The sequence below is a fragment of the Rhizobium sophoriradicis genome (assembly GCF_003939025.1).
Classification (GTDB): Bacteria; Pseudomonadota; Alphaproteobacteria; order Rhizobiales; family Rhizobiaceae; genus Rhizobium; species Rhizobium sophoriradicis.
This window is the reverse complement of the sequence record NZ_RQIH01000006.1, coordinates 179,802-201,002: the sequence shown is the minus strand read 5'-3', so window position 1 is coordinate 201,002 and position 21,201 is coordinate 179,802. Positions and strand designations below refer to the sequence as shown.

Annotated in this window: 18 protein-coding genes; 3 read left to right on the top strand and 15 right to left on the bottom strand. The window is 62.3% G+C overall.

The features are described 5' to 3' along the window. Positions 1-21: 21 nt before the first annotated feature. The 5 genes from EFR00_RS11930 to bcsN form a co-directional block, all read right to left on the bottom strand. Positions 22-2,355, bottom strand: a complete 2,334-nt coding sequence (locus EFR00_RS11930) for a Sec-independent protein translocase family protein (protein WP_077993295.1) — start codon at positions 2,353-2,355, stop codon at positions 22-24. Next, entirely contained in the window at positions 2,352-3,395 is a 1,044-nt protein-coding gene (locus EFR00_RS11925) for a family 8 glycosyl hydrolase (RefSeq protein WP_077993294.1), read from the bottom strand. Before EFR00_RS11925 ends, EFR00_RS11930 begins: the two co-directional genes overlap by 4 nt. Further along, a complete protein-coding gene (locus tag EFR00_RS11920; RefSeq protein WP_077993293.1) occupies positions 3,392-5,815 on the bottom strand; it encodes a cellulose biosynthesis cyclic di-GMP-binding regulatory protein BcsB in 2,424 nt (807 codons plus the stop codon). The genes EFR00_RS11925 and EFR00_RS11920 overlap by 4 nt, the downstream gene beginning before the upstream one ends. Then, entirely contained in the window at positions 5,812-8,004 is a 2,193-nt protein-coding gene (bcsA, locus tag EFR00_RS11915) for a UDP-forming cellulose synthase catalytic subunit (RefSeq protein WP_077993291.1), read from the bottom strand. The genes EFR00_RS11920 and bcsA overlap by 4 nt, the downstream gene beginning before the upstream one ends. Positions 8,005-8,172: 168 nt before the next feature. Then, a complete protein-coding gene (gene bcsN / locus EFR00_RS11910) occupies positions 8,173-9,153 on the bottom strand; it encodes a cellulose biosynthesis protein BcsN (protein ID WP_077993289.1) in 981 nt (326 codons plus the stop codon). A gap of 318 nt (positions 9,154-9,471) precedes the next feature. Here bcsN and EFR00_RS11905 point away from each other — a divergent pair, with 318 nt between their 5' ends. Continuing rightward, positions 9,472-9,783: a DUF1236 domain-containing protein gene (locus tag EFR00_RS11905; RefSeq protein ID WP_009996268.1), complete on the top strand. Its 312-nt coding sequence runs from the start codon at positions 9,472-9,474 to the stop codon at positions 9,781-9,783. Between the two features lie 33 nt (positions 9,784-9,816). Here the strand turns inward: EFR00_RS11905 and EFR00_RS11900 are convergent, their stop codons facing one another. Beyond that, the gene (locus tag EFR00_RS11900; protein WP_077993283.1) at positions 9,817-11,460 is read right to left on the bottom strand and encodes an ATP-binding protein; all 1,644 of its coding nucleotides are present in this window, start codon (positions 11,458-11,460) and stop codon (positions 9,817-9,819) included. Positions 11,461-11,823: 363 nt separating this feature from the next. Between EFR00_RS11900 and EFR00_RS11895 the strand changes: the two genes are divergently transcribed. Next, on the top strand, positions 11,824-12,171 hold the full coding sequence (locus tag EFR00_RS11895) for a response regulator (protein WP_039623176.1): 348 nt from the start codon (positions 11,824-11,826) through the stop codon (positions 12,169-12,171). Positions 12,172-12,182: 11 nt separating this feature from the next. On the opposite strand, the gene EFR00_RS11890 is transcribed toward EFR00_RS11895, so the two are convergent. From EFR00_RS11890 to EFR00_RS11865, 6 genes are all read right to left on the bottom strand, one after another. Beyond that, positions 12,183-12,725, bottom strand: coding sequence for a MerR family transcriptional regulator (locus EFR00_RS11890; protein ID WP_077993280.1), 543 nt, complete (start codon positions 12,723-12,725; stop codon positions 12,183-12,185). Between the two features lie 151 nt (positions 12,726-12,876). Continuing rightward, on the bottom strand, positions 12,877-13,215 hold the full coding sequence (locus tag EFR00_RS11885) for an integration host factor subunit alpha (protein ID WP_009987526.1): 339 nt from the start codon (positions 13,213-13,215) through the stop codon (positions 12,877-12,879). A 106-nt stretch (positions 13,216-13,321) separates the two neighbouring features. Beyond that, positions 13,322-14,293, bottom strand: a complete 972-nt coding sequence (locus EFR00_RS11880) for a beta-ketoacyl-ACP synthase III (protein ID WP_077993432.1) — start codon at positions 14,291-14,293, stop codon at positions 13,322-13,324. A gap of 20 nt (positions 14,294-14,313) precedes the next feature. After that, positions 14,314-15,360, bottom strand: a complete 1,047-nt coding sequence (gene plsX, locus EFR00_RS11875) for a phosphate acyltransferase PlsX (protein ID WP_038692436.1) — start codon at positions 15,358-15,360, stop codon at positions 14,314-14,316. Between the two features lie 99 nt (positions 15,361-15,459). Then, positions 15,460-16,014 carry a YceD family protein gene (locus EFR00_RS11870; RefSeq protein ID WP_038688112.1) on the bottom strand — a complete coding sequence of 185 codons (555 nt, stop codon included), beginning with the start codon at positions 16,012-16,014 and terminating at the stop codon, positions 15,460-15,462. 11 nt (positions 16,015-16,025) lie between these two features. Further along, entirely contained in the window at positions 16,026-16,616 is a 591-nt protein-coding gene (locus EFR00_RS11865; protein WP_077993430.1) for a ubiquinol-cytochrome C chaperone family protein, read from the bottom strand. Between the two features lie 184 nt (positions 16,617-16,800). Between EFR00_RS11865 and EFR00_RS11860 the strand changes: the two genes are divergently transcribed. Further along, a complete protein-coding gene (locus EFR00_RS11860; protein WP_038688110.1) occupies positions 16,801-17,334 on the top strand; it encodes an outer membrane protein assembly factor BamE in 534 nt (177 codons plus the stop codon). Between the two features lie 270 nt (positions 17,335-17,604). Here EFR00_RS11860 and EFR00_RS11855 read toward each other — a convergent pair whose 3' ends face one another. From EFR00_RS11855 to ribH, 3 genes are all read right to left on the bottom strand, one after another. Further along, positions 17,605-19,743: a sodium-translocating pyrophosphatase gene (locus tag EFR00_RS11855; RefSeq protein WP_077993278.1), complete on the bottom strand. Its 2,139-nt coding sequence runs from the start codon at positions 19,741-19,743 to the stop codon at positions 17,605-17,607. Between the two features lie 199 nt (positions 19,744-19,942). Then, positions 19,943-20,425 carry a transcription antitermination factor NusB gene (nusB, locus tag EFR00_RS11850; RefSeq protein WP_039619004.1) on the bottom strand — a complete coding sequence of 161 codons (483 nt, stop codon included), beginning with the start codon at positions 20,423-20,425 and terminating at the stop codon, positions 19,943-19,945. 3 nt (positions 20,426-20,428) lie between these two features. Beyond that, the gene (gene ribH, locus EFR00_RS11845) at positions 20,429-20,884 is read right to left on the bottom strand and encodes a 6,7-dimethyl-8-ribityllumazine synthase (protein WP_004674116.1); all 456 of its coding nucleotides are present in this window, start codon (positions 20,882-20,884) and stop codon (positions 20,429-20,431) included. Positions 20,885-21,201: the final 317 nt, after the last annotated feature.

Below are 21,201 nucleotides of genomic sequence, written 5' to 3'. Positions count from 1 at the left end.
AGAGTTGCGGCGAGGTCAACGTCAGTCGTTGACGTCGGGATGGGTGATCTTACGCAGATCGGCGAGGCCGCGCGTGGCATCTCGGTTGCCGGTCGCGGCGGCAGCCTGGAAGATGCGGCCCGCGTCATCGTACATTTTCAGATTGAGATAGGAGTAGCCGCGCAGAACCATCAGATCGATGCGCTCCTGCTGCAGCTGGGCGCGCTGATCGAGATAGATGAGGGTTTCGCGATAACGGCCGGCGCCGAAGGCCTGCAGCGCCCGATCGGCGAGGATCGCCACCTGCAGTTCGACAGCGCGCTGGCGGCTTTGCGGCGCCTTGGTTGCCGCCACGGCGGCATTGCTGGAAAGACCGGCGCGCAGATAGGCAAGGCTCTGGCCATAGGCTGCGTCTTCGCGGATCCTGCGGACCGGGCTCTGCAAAGCCGTCTCGAAGGCCGGGATCGCCTCCATCGGCCGATTGATCTCCATCAGGCACCAGCCGCGCGACAGCGCCTCGGACGGCCCAAGTTGTCCGGGCTCGATGGTCGTCGAGCAGCCCCGCGCCCGGCGCGGACCGCGCTCGACCGCCACCGTCTGCATCGCCGGTCTTGCGGCGCGAACGGAGACTTGCGGCTCCGGCTGCGTTGAAGCGGCCGGGGTCTGTGGCGGCTCTGCCGGCTGGACCGGCTGCTGCGGGGCAAGCGGCGGCTTTGCCGGCTGCGTGGCGGCATTCGTTGCCGGCAGGGAGGTATCCACGAGATTGGCGATACGCGCCGACCGGCCGGCCCAGGCGCGCTGGATGTCGAGCACGCCCTTGCGGTCGTTCAACTGCTCTCTGGTGACAGCAAGGCCGTAGGCGGAGGGTTCGTCGTCCGGCTTCCAGGCAAGCGCGGTTTCAAACCAGCGCGCGGCGGTCTGGAACTGGTTGAGAGAGCGTGCATACCAGCCGAACTGCTGCGCCGTCGGCACATATTTGCGGGCGATGACCTCGGCGGCGATACGATGCAAGACATCTTCGGCGAGATCGGCCTGCGGCTGCAGCGCCATCAGATTGGCGGTGGCTGCGAGATAGGTCGATGTCGCATCGTCGGAATCGGCGCGCCAGCGGAACATCACGTCCTCGGCATCCTGAGGCGCCCTGCGTGCAATCAGCGCCAGCGCCAGGCCTTGCGAAGCTGCTGCCGTTTCCTCCTTGGATCGGGCGGCGCGGAACCACTTCTCGGCATCGGCAGGATTGTTGCGGCGAAGCTCGTACCAGCCGAGCAGCAGCGCATCGGAGGCAAGACCTTCGCTTTCGGCCAGTTTTTCGAGGCGGGCGATGTAACTGGGCGCGATGGCAAGCTTCGGATCCTCATTGCTCTCGGCCAAGAAGCGTCGGGCGAGGTTGTCGCGGATCGCATCAAATTCCCTGCCGCCGTCGGCAGCGGGCTTCTCCAGCGCAAGCAGCGTCTGCATGGGCTGATAGCCAAGCAGCGTCGAGGCCTTTTCGACCGTCGCCCGGCGCTCGGCCGGATCACCGCAATTCTTCAATATATAGGCATAGGCATCCTGGCCGCGCTGCGATCGCTCCGTGCGAACGAAGGCTTCGGCGACGCGCCAGAGAATGTCGACCTCGCTGCAGGTCAGCAGGCTTGGCGTCGCGGCGGCAATATCGACCACCGTCGCATATTGCTTGAGATCTGACGCGTTGATCAGACGGGCGCGGGCCTCGGCGACACCAAGCCGATCGAGCAGATCGGCCGGCGGCTGCCAGCCGGCATCGGCGGCCTGCCGGTCGGCGATCGTCTTGCGCAGCTCGGCATAACGGCCATCGGAATAGAGTTTCCACATGGCTTCGAGCTGTTTGTCGCCGTTCTGCGGCACAGCGAGCGGATCGGCCGGCGGCACCCAGTTCGGATAAAGCGCCTGCAGGCGGGAGATTTCAGCCTGCAGTCGCACTTTGTCGCCGCGGCTGGCAAAATAGCGAAGCGCGCTTTCATCGACGTCAGGCTGCGGCGGCGCTGCTGCCTGTTGCGGCGCCGGCGGCTCGGTGACGATCGCGGGAGGGACCGGCGCAGGTTCGCCGGCTGTCTGAGGCGCCTCAGATTGCGCTGCTGCAGGCGGCTCTTTTGCGGCGTTCGGCTCAGGCGTGTCCGGTGCGGGAGGCCGCGGAGAGGTGATCGCCTCGATCTTGTCGGCGACGGCCTCGGCATTGAAGTCGGCGCTGCCGGCAGGAGCATCGGTCGGCTTGATGCGGCCCATCATCAGCAACTCCGGCGCCGGCTTGGCGGCAGGAATGCCAAACTTTTCCTGCAGAGCGGCACGGTCCTTCAGCCCGGTGACGAGGCTTGCCACCACCACTGCCGCTGAAACCGCCACGAGAGAAGACTTCACAGACACTCCGGATGCTTCTCCCCAATATAGGCCAGCCCCAGCAGTTGAAGGGTAGACGGATAATAGAGTGCGGGGGCAAACTGCAGCGCCGAGCTCGGCAGCTTGGTCCCATCGACCACACAGGCCACAACATCGTTAACAATTCTATAACCGGGGTCCGACAGCACGGTCTTCGGCCGGCCGGTGGTCAGATCGATGGTGGCGGGAACGCCGTCCTGCGACATCCCCTTTTGCAGGCGCATCAGCAGCTCCTTGTCGGTGATGCCGCCCCGCGCGAGATAGAGCGGGATGCGGATGGCGTTATATGAGAATTCGGCGTCGAACCCCTCTGCCGGCCGCGGCTTATCGCGCAGGCTCACCCATTCGGCAGGGAGCTTGCGCGGGCCGAATTGCATCGTCTTCAACAGCTCCACGCCGTCGTCCGACAGTTTTTTCCAGGCATCCGACGGAGCGAGTGCGGCCATCACCGGGATCGCCTCATAAATCCAGTAAGACGGGTTGACGACGGGACCGTCTTCTCGGTCGCTGCCGGTAAAGCCTGCGGTTCCCGGCATCAGCAAGGTGCGGCCCCCCGAGCGGCCGACGGTTTCGGCAAGCAGCGCCTGCGCCATACGGGAGGCGGCGAGGATATAGTCTTCTCGTTTCCACGCGGTGCCGGCCACCGCCAGCGCATAGGCAATCAAAATGTCGCCGTCGGTGGCATTGTTGGTGTCGGTCACGTGCGGCTTGACGTTCGGATCCCATTTCCACACGGCCAGGCCATCGTCGCGCAACAGCAGTTCGGTGCGGGTAAAGTACCAGATCTGCTCGAAATCGGCGGGGCTTGCGGCGAGATAGGCGAGCAGCAGGCCATAGCCCTGCCCTTCGCTGTGGCTGATGTTGCCGTTGCCGTTGTCGATGATGCGGCCGGTCGGATCGAGAAACTTCGTCTTGTAGGCCGACCATGCGGCGGCATTGATCATCGCCTGCTGCGCGATGGCGGGCGGGCTCGGTGGAAGCGCGACCGTTGCGGCCAGCAGGAGGATGCACCACCGCCTCATTTCGACCGACCCAGCTTTTTGAGCATTTCCGACGTGGTGACGCCGATCAACAGCACGAAGACGACCAGCAGCGCGGCATAGGAGAGAATATTGGTCGACAACCAGTTGGCGGCGATCAGCCGGTAGTTGGCGATCGACCAGGGCGTCGACGGCACGAAATCGAAACGGGTAACCGGCACCGCCTCGATCTTGCCGGTCTTGCTGGAATAGGTGGTGATGTGGCCTGATATCTGCGTCCAGTTCAGCTGCGAAGTCATCACCTCGACCCCTTCACGCAAATCCTTCGCCGATGGCGCCGCCACCACCGTCCATGCGCCAGTGCCCGCGGGGCTGGAGCCCTGGGCAACCAGCAGCGTGGCCACATTTGGCGGCGAGAATATCTCTTCAGCCCCTGGGATGAATTGCAGCGAACTGCGGGAAATATCGAAATTGCGTGCCACCCATTCGCGGAAGGCGGCGATCTGTCCGCGCAACAGACCGCCGCTGACCTTGGAATTCCATTCCTCGATCGCAGCACCGGTATCAACGACGCCGGGCTGCGCATCGACCACGGGACGCCACGAGGCCTGGCTCGCCGTGGAGACATTGGCCTGCGTCAAGGCGGTCGCCGGCATCTGTGAAATCGAGCCGATGAAAATGGCGTCGCGATCGCCGATCGTATTCGGCGAAGCCACGCTTTCGACGGCGATCGGATGGCCGGCCATGATCGCCATTTGGCCGAGCAGGGTAGCGGCGGCCGAGAGCGTATCGGCGTCGATGCGGTCGATGAAGAGCGGTGTCGGCTCGGTGGCCCGACCATAGGGATAGGCCGTGCCGGCCATGGCCGCCAGGTTGGGAAGCTGACCGACGCGGGCAAAATCCGGCATGTGTAATTCGGAGGTATCGAACAGGGCAAAGCGCGCATTGGCATCGGCGCTGCCGCCCGGCGCGCAGGCGGCATCGCCCTCGGTCGTCAGGATCGCCTCGATCGCCACGGTATTCAGACCCGGCTTGAAGTGGCGCATCGTCACCCGGATCGGCAGATGGCGGAGAATGCCGCCTGCCGTCGAGGTCAGCGGAACCGTGGAGGCGATGTTGTCATTGACGTAGATATCGATGTGGCTGCCCGGCAGAACCTTGTCGGTATAGGCGGCATCGAGCAGCACCTTCGCCTCGCCATAGGCATTGGCATAAAAATCCGCCGGCACGGCGACATTGAAGCTGGTCCGCAACCGGCGGCCGGAGAATTCGGTGGTTTTTACCCCGAGCTCCGACAAGGGAATGCTGGTATCGGAAAAGATCAGCGGCGCGTTCGGTGCGCTCCAGCGCTCGGTGGTCAGCACGTCGCGGCGGACATCGGCGGGCCTGTCCACCGGCGAGACGATGGTGTCGATCGCCGCGGAGACCGCCTGCCAGGACGGGCCGCTGATGAGCAGCACAGGCGAGCTGCTGCGCGGATCGGTCACGAAAGCGGCGAGCGGGGCACTTTCGGCGCCGGGCGGCAGGCCGGGAAAGAGCGGCCGCAGCTCCGCGGCGGTGCCGACGAACACGCCGAGCCTGCCTGGACCGGCGGCCGGAAGCGAAGTGGTGTTGAAGGCAAAGACCTGGTTCGGCATGCTGCTCAGCACCGCCAGGCCCTGCGCCAGCCGCAGCAGCGGCTTGGTGGTTCCCGGCTGCTCCAGCGCCGGGACGACGATGTCGAACTCCGTCCTGCCGGTGCCGTCGACACCGATGGCGCGGATTGCGTCGGCGCTTGAGAGCTCAGCGGCATTCCTGCCGGCGAAACTCAGATAGGTTCCGGCCGGATCGATGTTCGACCACAGTTCATAAGTCGATTCAATGCTGCAATCGGTGCGATGGCGCTGATCGGCTTGGAAGGTGACGAGGTTGGCGCCCGGCTGCAGCAGACCGGAGGGAACCTCGAACGTGACGGCCGATGGGCCGTCCGGCGAGCCGACGCGCTGCTGGCCGATCGGGCGATTGTTGAGATAGACGGTCAGCGCCGAGGCCTCGGGCGCGACGACGATCGAATTCTGATAGGCGAAGGTGAAACTTGCCTTGGCCGCCGCCTGCTCGGGGGTCAGATAGACCGACCATGAGCGGCGATCGTATTCGCCGCCGAGGCTGAATTTCGAGAAGGGCACAAGATAATGCCTGATAACGCGGGGCTCCGGCTGCGAAGCGGCATTTGCTGCCGCCCCAGGCCGGGGCGCCGGCTGCGCCAGGACAGTGATCGGCGCGGGAACTGCCGGCGCCGCCGGTGCGGGTGCTACCGAAATCGGAGGCGTGACAGGCACCGGTGCTGTCGCCGGCGGCGTCGGTCTCGGGGCGACGGATGCGCCGCGCGGCCGTTCGCCGGACATGTCGAAGGGTGCGGTCTGCGCCTCAGCGAAGACGGAAGCGTTCAGCAGGAGAAACGAGGCGGCGACGATGCTTTTCATCCGGCATTGACCTTTGCCGCCTGCTGCTGTGCCTCCCGTTCCGGCCGCATGCTGCGGAACAGGTAAACGAGGCCGCGGCTGGTCTGATAGAGCGCGGTGCCGACGAACCAGATGGTGCCGCGGATCAGGCCCGGATTGCGGCGGCGCGAGGCCTGGAACTCGGTCCACTGACCGGAATTGGCGAACATCAGGTCGGCGATCAGGCGGTGGTCGAGGGCGCTTTTCGGCACATACTGGCAACCGACATTGCTGATATCGCCCGAGGGCTCGATGTTGCGGACGATAAGCGGCAGGGTTTCCAGCTCGGCGCCGCTATAGGGCCGGAAGCGGATCTCGCCGGGTGCGCCGACCAGCATCTCATCCAGCTGCTTGTTGAAGATGTGAAGCCTCGCGCCATGGACGGAAACGTCCTCGATCGAGGCCGCGTACCATTTGCCATTGGCGCCGAATTCGCAGCGCCGGTTGACGCGGACGCGGCGGGACAGGGCGCGCTCGCCGCGTTCCGACACGACGCCCAGCGCGCAGCCGGCCATGATCAGGTTGACGAGATTCCATCCGCCGACGACGAGTGTGACGTCGGCCTTATAGGGTTCGGCATAAATCCTGTAGACGGTGATGACGAGCGCAATGATCTGCACCGCAAAGATGACGAAGAACGGACGGCTGATCTCCGACAGGCGGCTGACGGCAATCGATTCGTCCTTGGCGGTGACCTTGAAGGTCGGCTTCCTCGGATTGAGCATGACGGAGACGACAGCCGGCAGCAGATGCACCGTCTGTACATATTCGTAGAGTTCGGAAATCCAGGGCCAGCGGAACGAGCCGTAGAGGTAGTTCTGCATCATCAGATTCACGAGCATATAGGCAAGCGTATAGGCCAGGAACTCGCCGCCGGAGGCGGTGAAGATCTCCAGATCGAAGAACAGGTAGAAGAGCGGCGCAAACAGAAAGATCGTGCGCGGGAACGGGAAGAGCCAGAAAAGCGTGGAGGACATGTAGCAAAGGCGCTGCGGGATCGACAGTCCGCGTTTGAACAGCGGGAAGCGGAAGCGCAGGATCTGCATCATGCCCTGCGCCCAGCGGCTGCGTTGGCCGATGAAGCTTGCGAAGGTGGCCGGCTGCAGGCCGGCGATCAGGGGCTTGTCGACATAGATGCTGTTCCAGCCGCTGCCATGCAGCGCTAAGGCCGTCTCGCAATCCTCGGTGATGCTGATGCCGGAAAAGCCGTTCTGCGATTCGAGGGCTTTGCGGCTCAAAACCGCGGCCGAACCGCAGAAGAAGGCGGCGTTCCATTTATCCAGGCCACGCTGGATGATGCCGTAGAACATCTCGTTCTCGCTCGGCATCTTGTCGAAGGTGCGCAGGTTGCGCTCCAGCGGATCCGGATTGATGAAGAAGTGCGGGGTCTGGACGAGGAAGAGCCTCGGATCGTCTTCGAAGTAGCCGACGGTCTCGAGCAGGAAGTCGCGGGCCGGAGCGTGGTCCGCATCGAAGACGGCGATGAGTTCGCCGGTCGAATGTTTCATGCCATTGTTGAGATTGCCAGCCTTGGCATGCTCGTTACGGTCGCGCGTGAGATAGGTGACGTCAAGATCCTGGCAAAGCTGCTTCAGTTCGATGTGGCGGGCCGCCGCCGCCTGCGCCTCCAGCAACTTTCCGGAGTTGCGTTTCTGCAAGGTGCCGCCGTCGTCGAGCAGCCAGACATGCAGCTTATCGGCCGGATAGTCCATCGCCTTGGCAGCAGCCAGCGTGTTGCCGAGAAGGCCGGCATCCTCGTTGTAGGAGGGCACGAAGACGTCGACATGCGGCAAACGTCCCGGATTGGCGGCACGCGATGGGCGCGGCGGCAGTGGTGTGGCGACGATGAAAAGGCTGAGCGCCAGCATCGCCACGCTATACATTTCGGCAAGATAGAGCAGCAGGCCGGGAATGAAATTCTCAGGCTGGTTCAGCGGCGGCAGCGTGTTGGTGGTGCGCCAATAGACGTAGCGCAGCACGATCGACGTGCCGAAAGCGAGCGCCACCAGGCGCCACGTCCCCTCGCCCTTCAGTATCTTGATCAGCGCCATCACCGTGACCACCGAGATACTGGTGATGAGCTGAGTCTGCAGGTTAACCGGCAGGGTGATCAGCACGATCATGCAGAGCGAAACCAGGGCCCATATGAAGACGCTGCGGGCTTTGCGCATCGACGTTCCTTCGAAATTGCTCGCCGAGGGCATCCTCCGACACCCCGGGCAGGCTCGCTGGAACAGGATGATTTCAGGCCAGGTCGGCTAAATCTGAATCCTGTTCTAAGTTAAAGAGTTAGATCATGACTTCGTCCGAAAACCGCTCACACTTTCCGGCATCATGCTCTATCTCCGGCAGACGGCCGTCATGGCCGCGTCGCCTATGCAGTCCGGCGACGGCACGGTGACGCCGATAGCCCTTGCCGATTGTTCCAACGGCGCTGCGGCCGCCTCCGGCGCCGCGTTCGTCGGCGGCGCCTCGCCCGGCAGCGGCACGCGCGGGCCGATCGGAGCAGGCAACGGTGCGGCGCCTTGCGCCGGTTGCCGGCTCGGGGCGCTGCGAACCGGAGCCGTCCGCGGCAGACTGGTTACGGCAGGCGCCGGCTCATAACCGATCGGCATCGGACTGGCGCGATATCCGCCCTCGTCGGGATAGATCGGAGCGCCGGTACGCCCGAGCGCCGCGTCAGCGGGCGGCGGAGCGCCATAGGGGTTCCAGATCACGCCGTCGAAGGTGCCTGTTATCGTGTAGCCGTAGACGATACCCAGCAGCTGGCGCTCGGATGCGCGCGCATCGCATAGGCGCAGACGCAGCTGGATCATGCCGAAATTGCGGGCCTGCGTATTGGCGGCCGCGCTGGAGCGGATCTGTTGCCAGGCAAAGATGCAGGCATCGCCGGCGCGGCTTCGGCCGGAGGCATAACCGAATGGGCCATAAGCGTTTTGCAGGAAGGTCGCCGAGGTAGCCATCGGGACGCCGGGGGCAGCGCGGGCCATTTCGCGGGCGATAGCGCTCTCGTTGATCATGCTGAAGCCGGCGTTGCCCGTTCCCGGATTAGCTCCGGAGGCGCCGAAAAACTGGATCTTCAGAAAATTTTGGCCGGGCACCGAGGAGGACGTAAACAGCGAGACCGTCTGTTCGACGCCATTGCCACGCTTGCGCTCGACGACGCTGACGATCGATGGGCCACCCGGCGGCGGCAGAACCAGCGCCTTTTCAGGCGCCACCGTCTCCGGCCCGGAAGGCTGCCGCACACCGCCTGTCGACGTGCAGCCGGCCATCATGCCCGCTATTGCCACCAGCGATATCGTCTTCCGCAAGCGCATGTGTCGAGCCGCCGCAACCGTCTTTCCAGATGTCCATTCGCGAACCGAAACGCGACGGACCTTCGAATCAACGACCACCCGGCCGTTCACCTGCCATAAACCGCCGACATGGTTAACGAAGGGTAAAGAGCCCGACCCTGCTGCCACCGGACGACTCGCACTGAATGTGATTCGGACAGCTCAACCCTATGGAGCATAAATTGGCTTAGCAACAAGGAATCGGCTCCCCGCCTCTGCCACGACGGCAAGCTGCTGGCGGAACTATGCCGTATGGGCGGCGTTGCCTTGATGTTCAGAGTTCAAAAAGGAGAACATCCCATGCGTAAGATCATGCTGGCTACCGCCGCCATGCTGACCATCTGCTCGGCCGCCTTTGCACAAAGCACCGTCGTTGTCACCGATCCCGCACCTACCGGCTCCGTCGTCCTGCCCGGCGAGGTGCGTACCTATGTCATGGAGCAAAATACGCCGTCCGTCGTCTATGACGGCGAGATCACGGTTGGCACCACGCTGCCGGATACTATCGAAGTCCATACTGTGCCCAACGCCGACTACGCCTACACCGTCGTCAACGAGCGGCGGGTGATCGTTGAGCCGAAGACGCACCGCGTGATCCAGGTTCTTGAATAAGGATTTGAGGGTGGGAGACGCACGGCTGCCACGTCACGGCCCCTCGTCTCCCGTCCTTACCGGCATATTCAAAAGCTCGCGGATCTTATGGGCGAGCTGCTCGAGGCTGAAAGGCTTGGCAAGCAGCGAAACGCCGTGATCAAGCACGCCATTGTGGACGATGGCGTTTCGCGTGTAACCCGTGGTGTATAGGATTCTGATCGTCGGCCATTTTTCCTGAACGGCGTCGGCAAGCTGACGCCCGCTCATCTGCGGCATCACAATATCGGTGAAGATCAAGTCGACGTCCGGATTCTCCTCCAGAAGGAGAAGCGCCTCTGGGCCGCCTGCCGCCTGCAATACGGTGTAACCGAGTTCATGCAGACTTTCGGCAGTCATGGTGCGGACGTGTTCGTCGTCCTCCACCACCAGAATCGTATCGTTGACGCTGCCCTGAGGAATCGGCTGTGCTCCAGCGGCCAGGCGGGCGTCCGCCTTGCCGACGTGACGCGGCAGATAGATCTTCACCGTCGTGCCGCGGTCGATCTCCGAATAGATCTTGATGTGGCCGCCGCTCTGCTTGATGTAGCCGTAGACCTGGCTGAGGCCGAGTCCCGTCCCCTTGCCGGGTCCTTTGGTGGTGTAAAACGGGTCGAAGGCGCGGTCGATCACATCAGGCGACATGCCGGTGCCGGTGTCGGTAATGCTGATCATCACATACTGGCCCGCTTCGACCTCCGAATGCATCCGCGAGTACCGCTCATCTAGTTCCGTATTGGCAGTCTCGATCGTCAGATGACCGCCGCTAGGCATGGCGTCGCGTGCATTGACGGCCAGGTTCAGCATGGCGTTTTCGAGTTGACTCAGATCGGCAAAGCTCGGCCAGAGGCCGCCGGCGAGAACGGTTTCGATGCGGATATGTTCGCCGAGCGTGCGTCGCAGCAACTCCGACATGCCGCCGACCAGCTTGTTGACGTCGATCACCTCCGGGGCGAGCGGCTGCTGGCGCGAGAAGGCGAGAAGACGCGCGGTCAGCACCGCGGCCCGCTGGGCTCCATCTCTTGCATTCTGAAGGGAGTTGAGCAGGCGCGGATCCTCATGTCCGGTCATGCGCCGCTGAGCGAGATCGAGATTGCCGATGATGATCGCCAGCATGTTGTTGAAATCATGGGCGACGCCGCCTGTGAGCTGACCGATCGTCTCCATCTTCTGCAACTGCCGGACCTGCGCCTGGGCGGCGGCATTCTCTTCCATCTCGTGCCTGAGTGCGGCAGTGCGCTCGGCCACCGTCTCCTCCAGGCGCGAATTGAAACTGTTGAGCTCGGAGCGAAGGCGGCTCTGCCGGCCATGGGCGATGATGATCATCTCCATCAGTCCGATGATGATCGCGGCATTGACCAGATAGGTCGAAAGACCAACCCACTGGCCGACGCTGACCGGCCAGAACGCGCCATGCGGCTCGACGAAAAACTGCTGAACGACGAAGGCCGCAACCATGGCCGCGACAATGCCCGGCCCGGCGCCGCCGATAAAACTGGCGAGCAATATCGCCGGGACGAAGCTCAGGAAGGGAAAACCGGAGAGATAGTCGCTGGCGGCAAGTCGCAGAATAAACGTCAGACCAACGAAGGCAACGGCCAGCGGATAGGTGTAGCCTGGCCTGTGACGCAGCCAATCCGTGGCACTCAGCAAATCCATTCCACACCCTTTCTCCCCGCGCGTCCGTTCAGACGCGCAAAGGACGCTGCAACGCTTTGAATTACTGCATAATTTGATCCGTAAATCGATTCCGATTTCAGGAATTATGCAGTAGCCGCCGCCGAAACGGCATACCAGCTTTTGCACATCGAATTTCGCCGGGCAATATAGTGTTTCCAAAGCACGGCGCGATCCTTCAGATTCGCTTGCCGTGCCTTAACCTTTTATGTTTACACATGTCGTGTCGTAAAACCGCGCCACGGTTTTGCGCGACAGGTCTGCCGCCGCGCGCAGCGTCTTGACGCGTTGCACAGCGGGCCAGATAAATCTTCGTGCCCGGCAAGGGGAATGGTGGACGGGATCATGAAAGACATATTCATCGTCGAGGACGATGCACTGATCGCCATGCTGCTCGAGGACATGCTCAGCGACCTCGGCTATCGGGTTTGCGCAACTGCCCCCGATCTGGAACGGGCGCTCGCAACTGCCAGAGACACAGAGTTCGACGCCGCCATCCTCGACGTCTCGCTTGCCGGCCGGAGTTCGCTGCCGGTCGCAAAGCTGCTCGACGAGCGCGGCAAACCTTATCTCTATGCGACTGGCTATGGCAGTGCACCGGAAGGGAGCACCCCAAGCACTCTGCCGGTGCTGCGAAAACCTTTTCAGCTCAGCGAGCTCGAACAGGCGATGAAGCTGCTTGCCGAAGCCTGAGGAGGGTTTCCTCAGCGCACCTGATCGAGCAGACGCTTGCATTCGAGGAGATCGTAAAGCGCCTCCTGCAGCAGCGCCCTGTCTTCCTTGCCGACGCTCGACTTACCGACCGAGACTTCCGGCTGATCGTCGTCTCCGGCGACGAAGTTGAAGAACCGGCGGGTGATCGGCGGCTTGGCGCGGCCGACGATCTGGTCCTCCTCGGACATGCCGACGCGCGGCTCGCCCGATCCCATCTCCTGCACACCCGAGGCAAGTGCCTCGACGCTGGCGAGATCGCCGTGGCCGACCGATATGACAAACTTGTTGCCATTGGTCTTCAGAAGCTTCTGCACGCCCTTGATCGTATAGCCGTGATCATAGAGCAAATGCCGGATGCCCTTGAGAAGGTCGACATCTTCCGGCCGATAATAGCGACGGCCGCCGCCGCGCTTCATCGGCTTTATCTGGGGAAACCGCGTTTCCCAGAAGCGCAGCACATGCTGCGGCAGATCAAGATCGTCTGCGACTTCGCTGATGGTGCGAAAGGCATCGGGGCTCTTGTCCAACGTCATACTGCTACGCAACCTCGCAGGCTCGATCCAACGGCGACTCACCATATTTCAAAGGTTTGGCGCCGACAATTCAAGTCATGTGTCGACGTTGCGCACAGGCGATGGACGATGCGAGTGAAAAAAGGCCGTTCCGAGCAGGACCTAGCCGATATCAGAGGGCTGGGTTCTGTGGCTTCAGCTTCACCTTGCGAGAGACATGCGCCTTGAGGATGCGCGTCTTCAGCACGTTCGATGCCTTGAAGGTCATCACCCGGCGGGGAGAGATCGGAACCTCCTCGCCGGTCTTCGGGTTGCGGCCGATTCGCTCGTTCTTGTCGCGAACCTGAAAGGTGGCGAAGGAAGAAAGCTTGACGGTTTCACCGCGGACGATGGCATTGCAGATTTCGTCGATGACGGTTTCCACAAGTTCGGCGGATTCCGTCCGGGAAAGCCCGACCTTTCGGAAAACCGATTCCGCCAGGTCTGCTCGCGTCACTGTTTTTCCGGTCATGGTTTCCCCGCCCAATACAAATTATTTTGTGAAAGCGAAGGAAGAGTATTTGTCTTGCGCCCCACGGTCAAGCTCTTGTTCGCCGCCAGTTTTTTAGGATTCGTGCTTACCAGCGCAGCAGAACGGCGCCCCAGGTGAAGCCGCCGCCCATCGCTTCGAGCATCACGAGGTCACCCTTCTTGATGCGGCCGTCGCCGGCAGCGGTCGCCAGGGCGAGCGGGATCGAGGCAGCCGAGGTATTGCCGTGCAGATCGACGGTGACGACGACCTTTTCCGCAGCGATGTTCAGCTTCTTCGCCGAACCGTCGATGATGCGTCGATTGGCCTGATGCGGCACCAGCCAGTCAAGATCGTTGGCGGTGGTGCCGGTCGAATCGAACGCAGCCTGGATGACATCGGTGATCATGCCGACGGCGTATTTGAAGACCTCGCGGCCTTCCATGCGCAGCTTGCCGACGCTGCCCGTCGTCGACGGTCCGCCGTCGACATAGAGCTTGTCCTTGTGCGAACCGTCGGAGCGCAGGTGCGCGGTCAGCACGCCGCGGTCGGCAGACGTCCCCTCGCCTTCGGCCGCTTCGAGCACGATCGCGCCGGCGCCGTCGCCGAAGAGCACGCAGGTTGTGCGGTCGTTCCAGTCGAGAATGCGCGAAAAAGTCTCCGCGCCGATGACCAGAACGCGTTTTGCAAGGCCGCCGCGGATATAGGCGTCGGCGGTCGTCACCGCATAAACGAAACCGGTGCAGACGGCCTGAACGTCGAAGGCGAAACCGTGGCTCATGCCGAGACGGTTCTGAATGTTCACCGAGGTCGCCGGAAAGGTGTTGTCAGGCGTCGAGGTGGCGCAGATGATGAGATCGATGTCGGCGGGCGTCAGGCCGCCATTTTCGAGCGCCGCCCGCGCGGCAGCCTCGCCGAGCGAGGCCGTCGTCTCGTCGTCACCGGCCACGTAACGCTGGCGGATGCCGGTGCGCTGGACGATCCATTCGTCCGATGTATCGACGATGGCCTCCATGTCGCGATTGGTCATAACGCGCTTCGGAAGTGCGGCTCCGAACCCGCGAACCACTGAACGGATCATATTCGATTGTACCCCATCGCTCATGCCGCTTCCGGGCCCATCGGGGGCAGGCGCTTGGCATGATATTTCTTAAGATCGTTTTCTATTTTCTGATTGAGGCCGTTCTTGGCCATATCGTAGCCGACTTCGATGGCGGCGGCGATGCCTTCGGCATTGGCGCCGCCATGGCTCTTGATGACGATGCCGTTCAGGCCGAGAAACACGCCGCCATTGACCTTGCTCGGATCGAGCTTCTCGCGGAGCATGTCGAAGGCGCTCTTGGCGAAGAGATAGCCGATGCGGGCGAGCAGCGTGCGCGACATGGCCGCACGCAGATATTCGGCAATCTGCTTGGCAGTGCCTTCAGCGGTCTTGAGCGCGATATTGCCGGAGAATCCTTCGGTGACGACGACGTCGACGGTACCCTTGCCGAGATCGTTGCCCTCAACGAAGCCGGAATATTCGAGCGAATCGATGTTCGCCTCGCGCAACAGCCGACCGGCCTCCTTGACCTCTTCCTGGCCTTTCACCTCTTCAACGCCGACGTTCAGAAGTCCGATCGTCGGACGTTCGATCTCGAAAAGCGCGCGCGCCATAGCCCCGCCCATCAGGGCGAAATCCATCAGCTGCTGCGCATCGGCGCCGATCGTCGCGCCGACATCGAGCACGATGCTCTCACCCTTCAGCGTCGGCCAGATCGCCGCGATCGCCGGGCGTTCGATATTGGCCATGGTGCGAAGACAGAACTTTGCCATCGCCATCAGCGCCCCGGTATTGCCGGCCGAGACCGCGACATCGGCATCGCCCGTCTTCACCGCCTCGATCGAACGCCACATGGTGGAGATATAGCGGCCGCGGCGCAGCGCCTGGCTCGGCTTCTCTTCCATGCTGACCGCAAGCTCGCAATCGTGAAAGACCGATTTTTCCTTAAGTTTCGGAAACTTGGCGAGAACAGGATCGCACTGTTCCTTAAGACCGTAAAATACGAAGGAAATATCCGGATGCCGATCCAGCGCCTTGGCGGCGCCGGGGATGACAACCTGGGGACCAAAGTCGCCACCCATGAGGTCGAGAGATATTCTGATCACGCGTCCCTGATCCTTCTTTCCGCCGAGGGGCGAAATTTCGGCCAAAATACCGGTTTTGCCGTCGCATACAACTGAATTGTGCCAAACGCCAGAGTGGCTTCAGTCCTTTTTCCAGTCCTTGAGGACTGCGAAAGCCGAAGGCTTTTTGTCGTTCTCGCCGCTATCCTCGATATGACCTTCGAACTCGACGCCGTCCTTGCGCGGATAGGGGTCGATCGCAAGAGCGGCGAATTCCGCGACCACCTCGCCGGCGTCGATCGTATCGCCGACAAAGGTCTCGGGCAGATCAGGACCGTCGGGGTCGAGCAGCATTTCGCCGGCATCATTGCCGGGCTGCCGGGCAAGCTTGGAACCCTCAGGCACGAAGATCTGCTCGAAGGTTTCGTCGATGGCGGCTTCGACCGGTTCCAGCGTCACGACGCAGGACTGGACGATCTTCGCCTGTACCCGGCCCTTGACGCGCACGCCGTCGCGCTTCCAGCGGGCAATCTGCAGGTCGGCGCTGAGATTCTCGACGGAGACGACGCTCCAGGCCTCGGCAAGCGCCTTCAATTCGCTGGCGTCGGCCTCGATATGGACCTCGACGGGGTTGGCGGAGATATGGCCGACCTTCACGCGATAGGAGAAGGGAACATCGTCCCGATCGTTTTTCATCGTTTCCTCCTTCAGACAACCGGCGGCAGAGTTGCCGCGCCGCTGGCAATCATCTCCTCCGGAACGGCGGACAATTGGGCTTCGGCCGCCATCATCCAGTCGGCGAGGCCGGACAAATCGGCTGGGACGGGACTTTCGGGGTAGATATTGCGCTGGAGGGCAAGTGCGAGCGCTTCGCGATCGCCGGCATCCATCGCCTTCGAATAGGCTTCGAGCCGGCCGTAGAACATGCCGGCGAGCTTCTTCATGCGTTTCGGCACGCTGTTGTCGCCAATGCCGAGTTCGCGGATCGAATAGTCGATGTCCTGGAAAAAAGCGTCGACGATCTCCTGGGCGATTTCCTGACCGCTAACGGCGGAGGCGCGCGTGCGGCGAAAAAACAGAATCATCGCGATCGACAGCATTTCGAAACGGCCCATGACCGTATCCGGCACATTGAGCCGCTCATAGAGATCAGGCATGCGCGCGGCGGCCGTCAGCGCCGCATATTGCCTGTCAACGATCGCCTGATTGTTGTTTTTCTTGCGGAAGAGTCCGAAGATCATTGTTTTTTCCGGAAATGCCTCAATCTTCACGCCGGCTGGCGTCCGGCCTTGTTGCATGATTTCGAAAGCTGGTTTACCGAAGCAGGCGCGAATTGCAATGCCGATCGTGGCCAGTTTCGGGACGATGCCTTCGAGGCGTCGGCGGAACGAATTCGGGAATTCGACCCGGAATGGCCACAATGGTTTTGCAGGAGGAAGCGTGTAAAGCCCAAACGGCTGCTATCGACACTCAAGGGAGTAGATGTCGTTGAAGAAACGGTATTTCAAGTCTGACATGAAATTCTTCAGCAACGCGGCCATTGCCTTCATAATCGCCTCCACCACTGCTCTTTCGGGCTGCCAGACCGGCACCGTGCTCAATGGCGGATACGTCGCCGACCAGCAGTCGCTGGACCTCGTTCCAGAAGGCTCGAGCCGCGAGCAGGCGCTGCTTTCGCTCGGCACCCCGTCGACGACGGCGACCTTCGACGGCGAGGTCTTCTATTACATCTCACAGCGGCGCACGCGTTCGGTCGCCTTCCAGAAGCTGAAGGTCGTCGATCAGAGCGTTCTGGCGATCTATTTCGACAAGGACGGCGTCGTCAGCCGGCGCGCCAACTATACGCTGCAGGACGGCAAGGTGTTCGACACGATCGGACGCGTCACGCCGACCGGCGGCAAGGAACTCACCTTCCTACAGCAGATGCTCTCCGGCGGCAGCGCTGCGAGCGCCGCCCGCAGCCTGTTCGGCGGCGGCGCCGGCGGCACGCCGCAGAATCCGAGCAGCCTGCGCTGATCGGACAAGCTTCAACGACAAAACCCGCCGGATCGCTCCGGCGGGTTTTTTGTTGACAAACCTCGTGTTTTTACTCGGCGTCATCTTCGGCCCAGGAGATTGGACGCCCGCCCCTCATCCGGCTGCCGCCACCTTCTCCCCGTAAACGGGGCGAAGGGCGATAGTCGCACTCTTTCCGTCCCTTACCAACGTCTCGCATGGCACGTCCCCTCTCCCCGTTTTTACCGGGAGAGGGTTAGGGTGAGGGGCTGCCAGCCGCTGTTGCAGCCATCAACCGGCGAGAACGGCGAGCAGCAGAAGTGCCACGATATTGGTGATCTTGATCGCCGGGTTGACGGCAGGGCCGGCTGTGTCCTTGTAGGGATCGCCGACGGTATCGCCGGTAACGGAGGCCTTGTGCGCATCCGAACCCTTCATGTGACGCACGCCGTCCTTGTCGACGAAACCGTCCTCGAAGCTCTTCTTGGCATTGTCCCAGGCGCCGCCGCCCGAGGTCATCGAGATAGCGACGAAGAGGCCGTTGATGATGACGCCGAGCAGCGATGCGCCGAGGGCGGCAAAGGCGGAGGCCTTGGAGCCGGAGATCAGAAGCACGCCGAAATAGACGACGATGGGCGCCAGCACCGGCAGCAGCGACGGCACGATCATTTCACGGATGGCCGCCTTGGTCAGAAGGTCGACGGCCTTACCGTAATCCGGCTTTTCCGTGCCCTGCATGATGCCCGGCTTCATCTTGAACTGGCGGCGCACCTCCTCGACGATCGAGCCGGCGGCGCGGCCGACGGCTGTCATGGCGATGCCGCCGAAGAGATAGGGAATCAGGCCGCCGAACAGCAGGCCGGCGACGACATAGGGGTTCGACAATTCGAAGGAGATTTCGCCGATATTGGCGAAGTAGGGATATTGGTCGCCATGGGCGGCGAAATATCTGAGATCGTTGGCATAGGCGGCAAAAAGCACCAGCGCACCGAGGCCGGCCGAACCGATCGCGTAACCCTTGGTCACCGCCTTCGTGGTGTTGCCGACGGCGTCGAGCGCATCGGTCGACTTGCGCACTTCCGGCGGCAGATGCGACATTTCGGCGATGCCGCCGGCATTGTCGGTGACCGGGCCAAAGGCATCGAGCGCAACGATCATGCCGGCAAGACCGAGCATGGCGGTGACCGCAATGCCGGTGCCGAAAAGGCCGCCGAGCTGATAGGTGGCAAGAATGCCGCCGACGATGACGATGGCCGGCAGGGCGGTCGATTCCAGCGAGACCGCCAGACCCTGGATGACGTTGGTGCCGTGACCGGTCACCGACGACTGGGCGATCGAAACGACCGGACGCTTGCCGGTGCCGGTATAATATTCGGTGATGACGACGATCAGCGCGGTGACGACGAGGCCGACAAGGCCGCAGACGAAGAGGTTCGTGCCCGTCACGTCGGCGCCGGCAACGGTGCCGAGCGAGCCCCAGCCGACCGTCAGCGAGGTGGCGGCGCCGAGACCGATGATCGACAAGAGGCCGGTGACGATGAGGCCCTTGTAGAGGGCGCCCATGATCGAGCCGTTCGAACCGAGCTTGACGAAGAAGGTGCCGATGATCGAGGTGATGATGCAGGCGCCGCAGATCGCCAGCGGATAGATCATCGCGGACTCGAGGATCGGCGCGCCGGCAAAGAAGATCGCGGCGAGAACCATGGTGGCAACGACGGAGACCGCATAGGTCTCGAAAAGGTCGGCGGCCATGCCGGCGCAGTCGCCGACATTGTCGCCGACGTTATCGGCAATCGTCGCCGGGTTGCGCGGATCGTCCTCGGGAATGCCGGCTTCCACCTTGCCGACGAGGTCGCCGCCGACATCGGCGCCCTTGGTGAAGATGCCGCCGCCGAGACGGGCGAAGATCGAGATCAGCGAAGCGCCGAAGCCGAGCGCCACCAGCGAATCGATGACGTCGCGCGAGCCGCTCTCATGGCCGAGCCCGACGGTCAAAATGGTATAGTAGATGGAGACGCCGAGCAGCGCGAGGCCCGCCACCAGCATGCCGGTGATCGCACCCGACTTGAAGGCGATGTCGAGGCCTGCGGAGAGGCTGGCGGACGCGGCCTGCGCGGTGCGCACGTTGGCGCGGACGGAGACGTGCATGCCGATGAAACCGGCAGCGCCTGACAGTACGGCGCCGATCAGGAAGCCGATGGCGGCCGTGGCGGAAAGAAGCAGCCAGGCTGCGATGAAGACGACGACGCCGACAAGGGCAATGGTGCGATACTGGCGCGTCAGATAGGCCTGAGCGCCTTCCCGGATATAGCCCGCGATCTCCTGCATCCGGCTGTTGCCCTGATCGGCGGCAAGCACCGACCGGGTTGCCCAGGCGGCATAGACCACCGAGAGCAGACCGCATGCGATTACGCATAAAAGAATGGTCATTTCGCTCTTTCCTCCCATAGGCCGGAGCTCACTCCTCCTCCGGCAGATACGCCGCCGAATCGCCTTTCCTCTCCACAGAAATGCCACAGCTAAGCCGTGCGGAGATTGCGTGGTCGATCACGTGGCGTCAAGACCGCAACGGGCGAAAACCATTGCGGCATGAAGAAAGAAACGGGAAGATGGTTTGACGGCTAAGAGGTTACTTCTTCGCCTCGCTGCGAACCTGCTTGGCGATGCGGTCGAGCACGGCGTTAACGAGCTTCGGTTCGTCGTCATCGAAAAACGCCTGCGCGATTTCGACATATTCGGTGACGATGACCGCCACCGGAACGTCCTTGCGGTCAATGAGTTCGAAGACGCCGGCGCGCAGGATGGCGCGCACGGTGCTGTCAAGCCGCGACAGAGCCCAATCATCCTGCAACGCTGCCGCGATCAGCGGATCGAGGCGGACCTGATCGCGCACCACGCCGGAGACGATGGAGCGGAACCAGCCGGCATCGGCCTTCAGATAGGTCGCGCCGTCGATTTCCTGGCCGAGGCGGTGCGCCTCATATTCAGCGACGATTTCCAGAACGCCCGTGCCGCCGACATCCATCTGATAAAGCGCCTGAACGGCAGCAAGACGGGCAGCGCCCCGCTGGTTCGCAGTCTTGACCGGCCGTTCCGTCTTGTCGTCACTCATTCTTCATGCACCCAGTTTCTGCTTCAGCTCGATCATCGTCAGAGCTGCACGAGCGGCAAATCCGCCTTTGTCCTTGTCCGAGCGGCGCGCGCGCGCCCAGGCCTGTTCGTCATTTTCCACGGTCAGGATGCCGTTGCCGATGGCAAGGGACTCGCTGACTGCGAGATCCATCAGTGCGCGCGAGGATTCGTTCGATACGATATCGAAGTGGTAGGTCTCGCCGCGGATGACCATGCCGAGGGCGACATAGCCGTCATAATGCGTGCCGCCATTGTCGTCTCCATCGAGCGACATGGCAATCGCTGCCGGAATTTCCAGCGCGCCGGGAACGGTGACGACCTCAAAGGTGGCGCCGGCTTCCTGCAGAGCAAAGGTCGCGCCTTCGAGCAGCGCGTCGGCCATGTCGTCGTAAAAGCGGGCTTCAACGATCAAAATATGGGGAGCGGTCTCTCTCGGCATGGATTCACCTTCGTTGGCAGGACATTTTCCACTCGGCAGGCCGCGGTCAAAACATGCCTTCATCAGAATGGCAAGCACTTTCGCCCGATGCCGCAACGCCAAAGACGAAATATCGGCAAGGGGATAGCTGCACAGCCGCGCAAGGCTTTCAAACCAGTTTCCCCGGACGCTCGGAAAACGGCAATTCGAAGGCAATTTTCATGAAGAATTATTAATGGATTTTCAGCGGCTTAGCCCATTGAATCGAGAAGAGGACAATGCCAATTCCATGTCGTGACGCTGACGATCCCCTGCAACGACAGCCGACCGTCATAGCA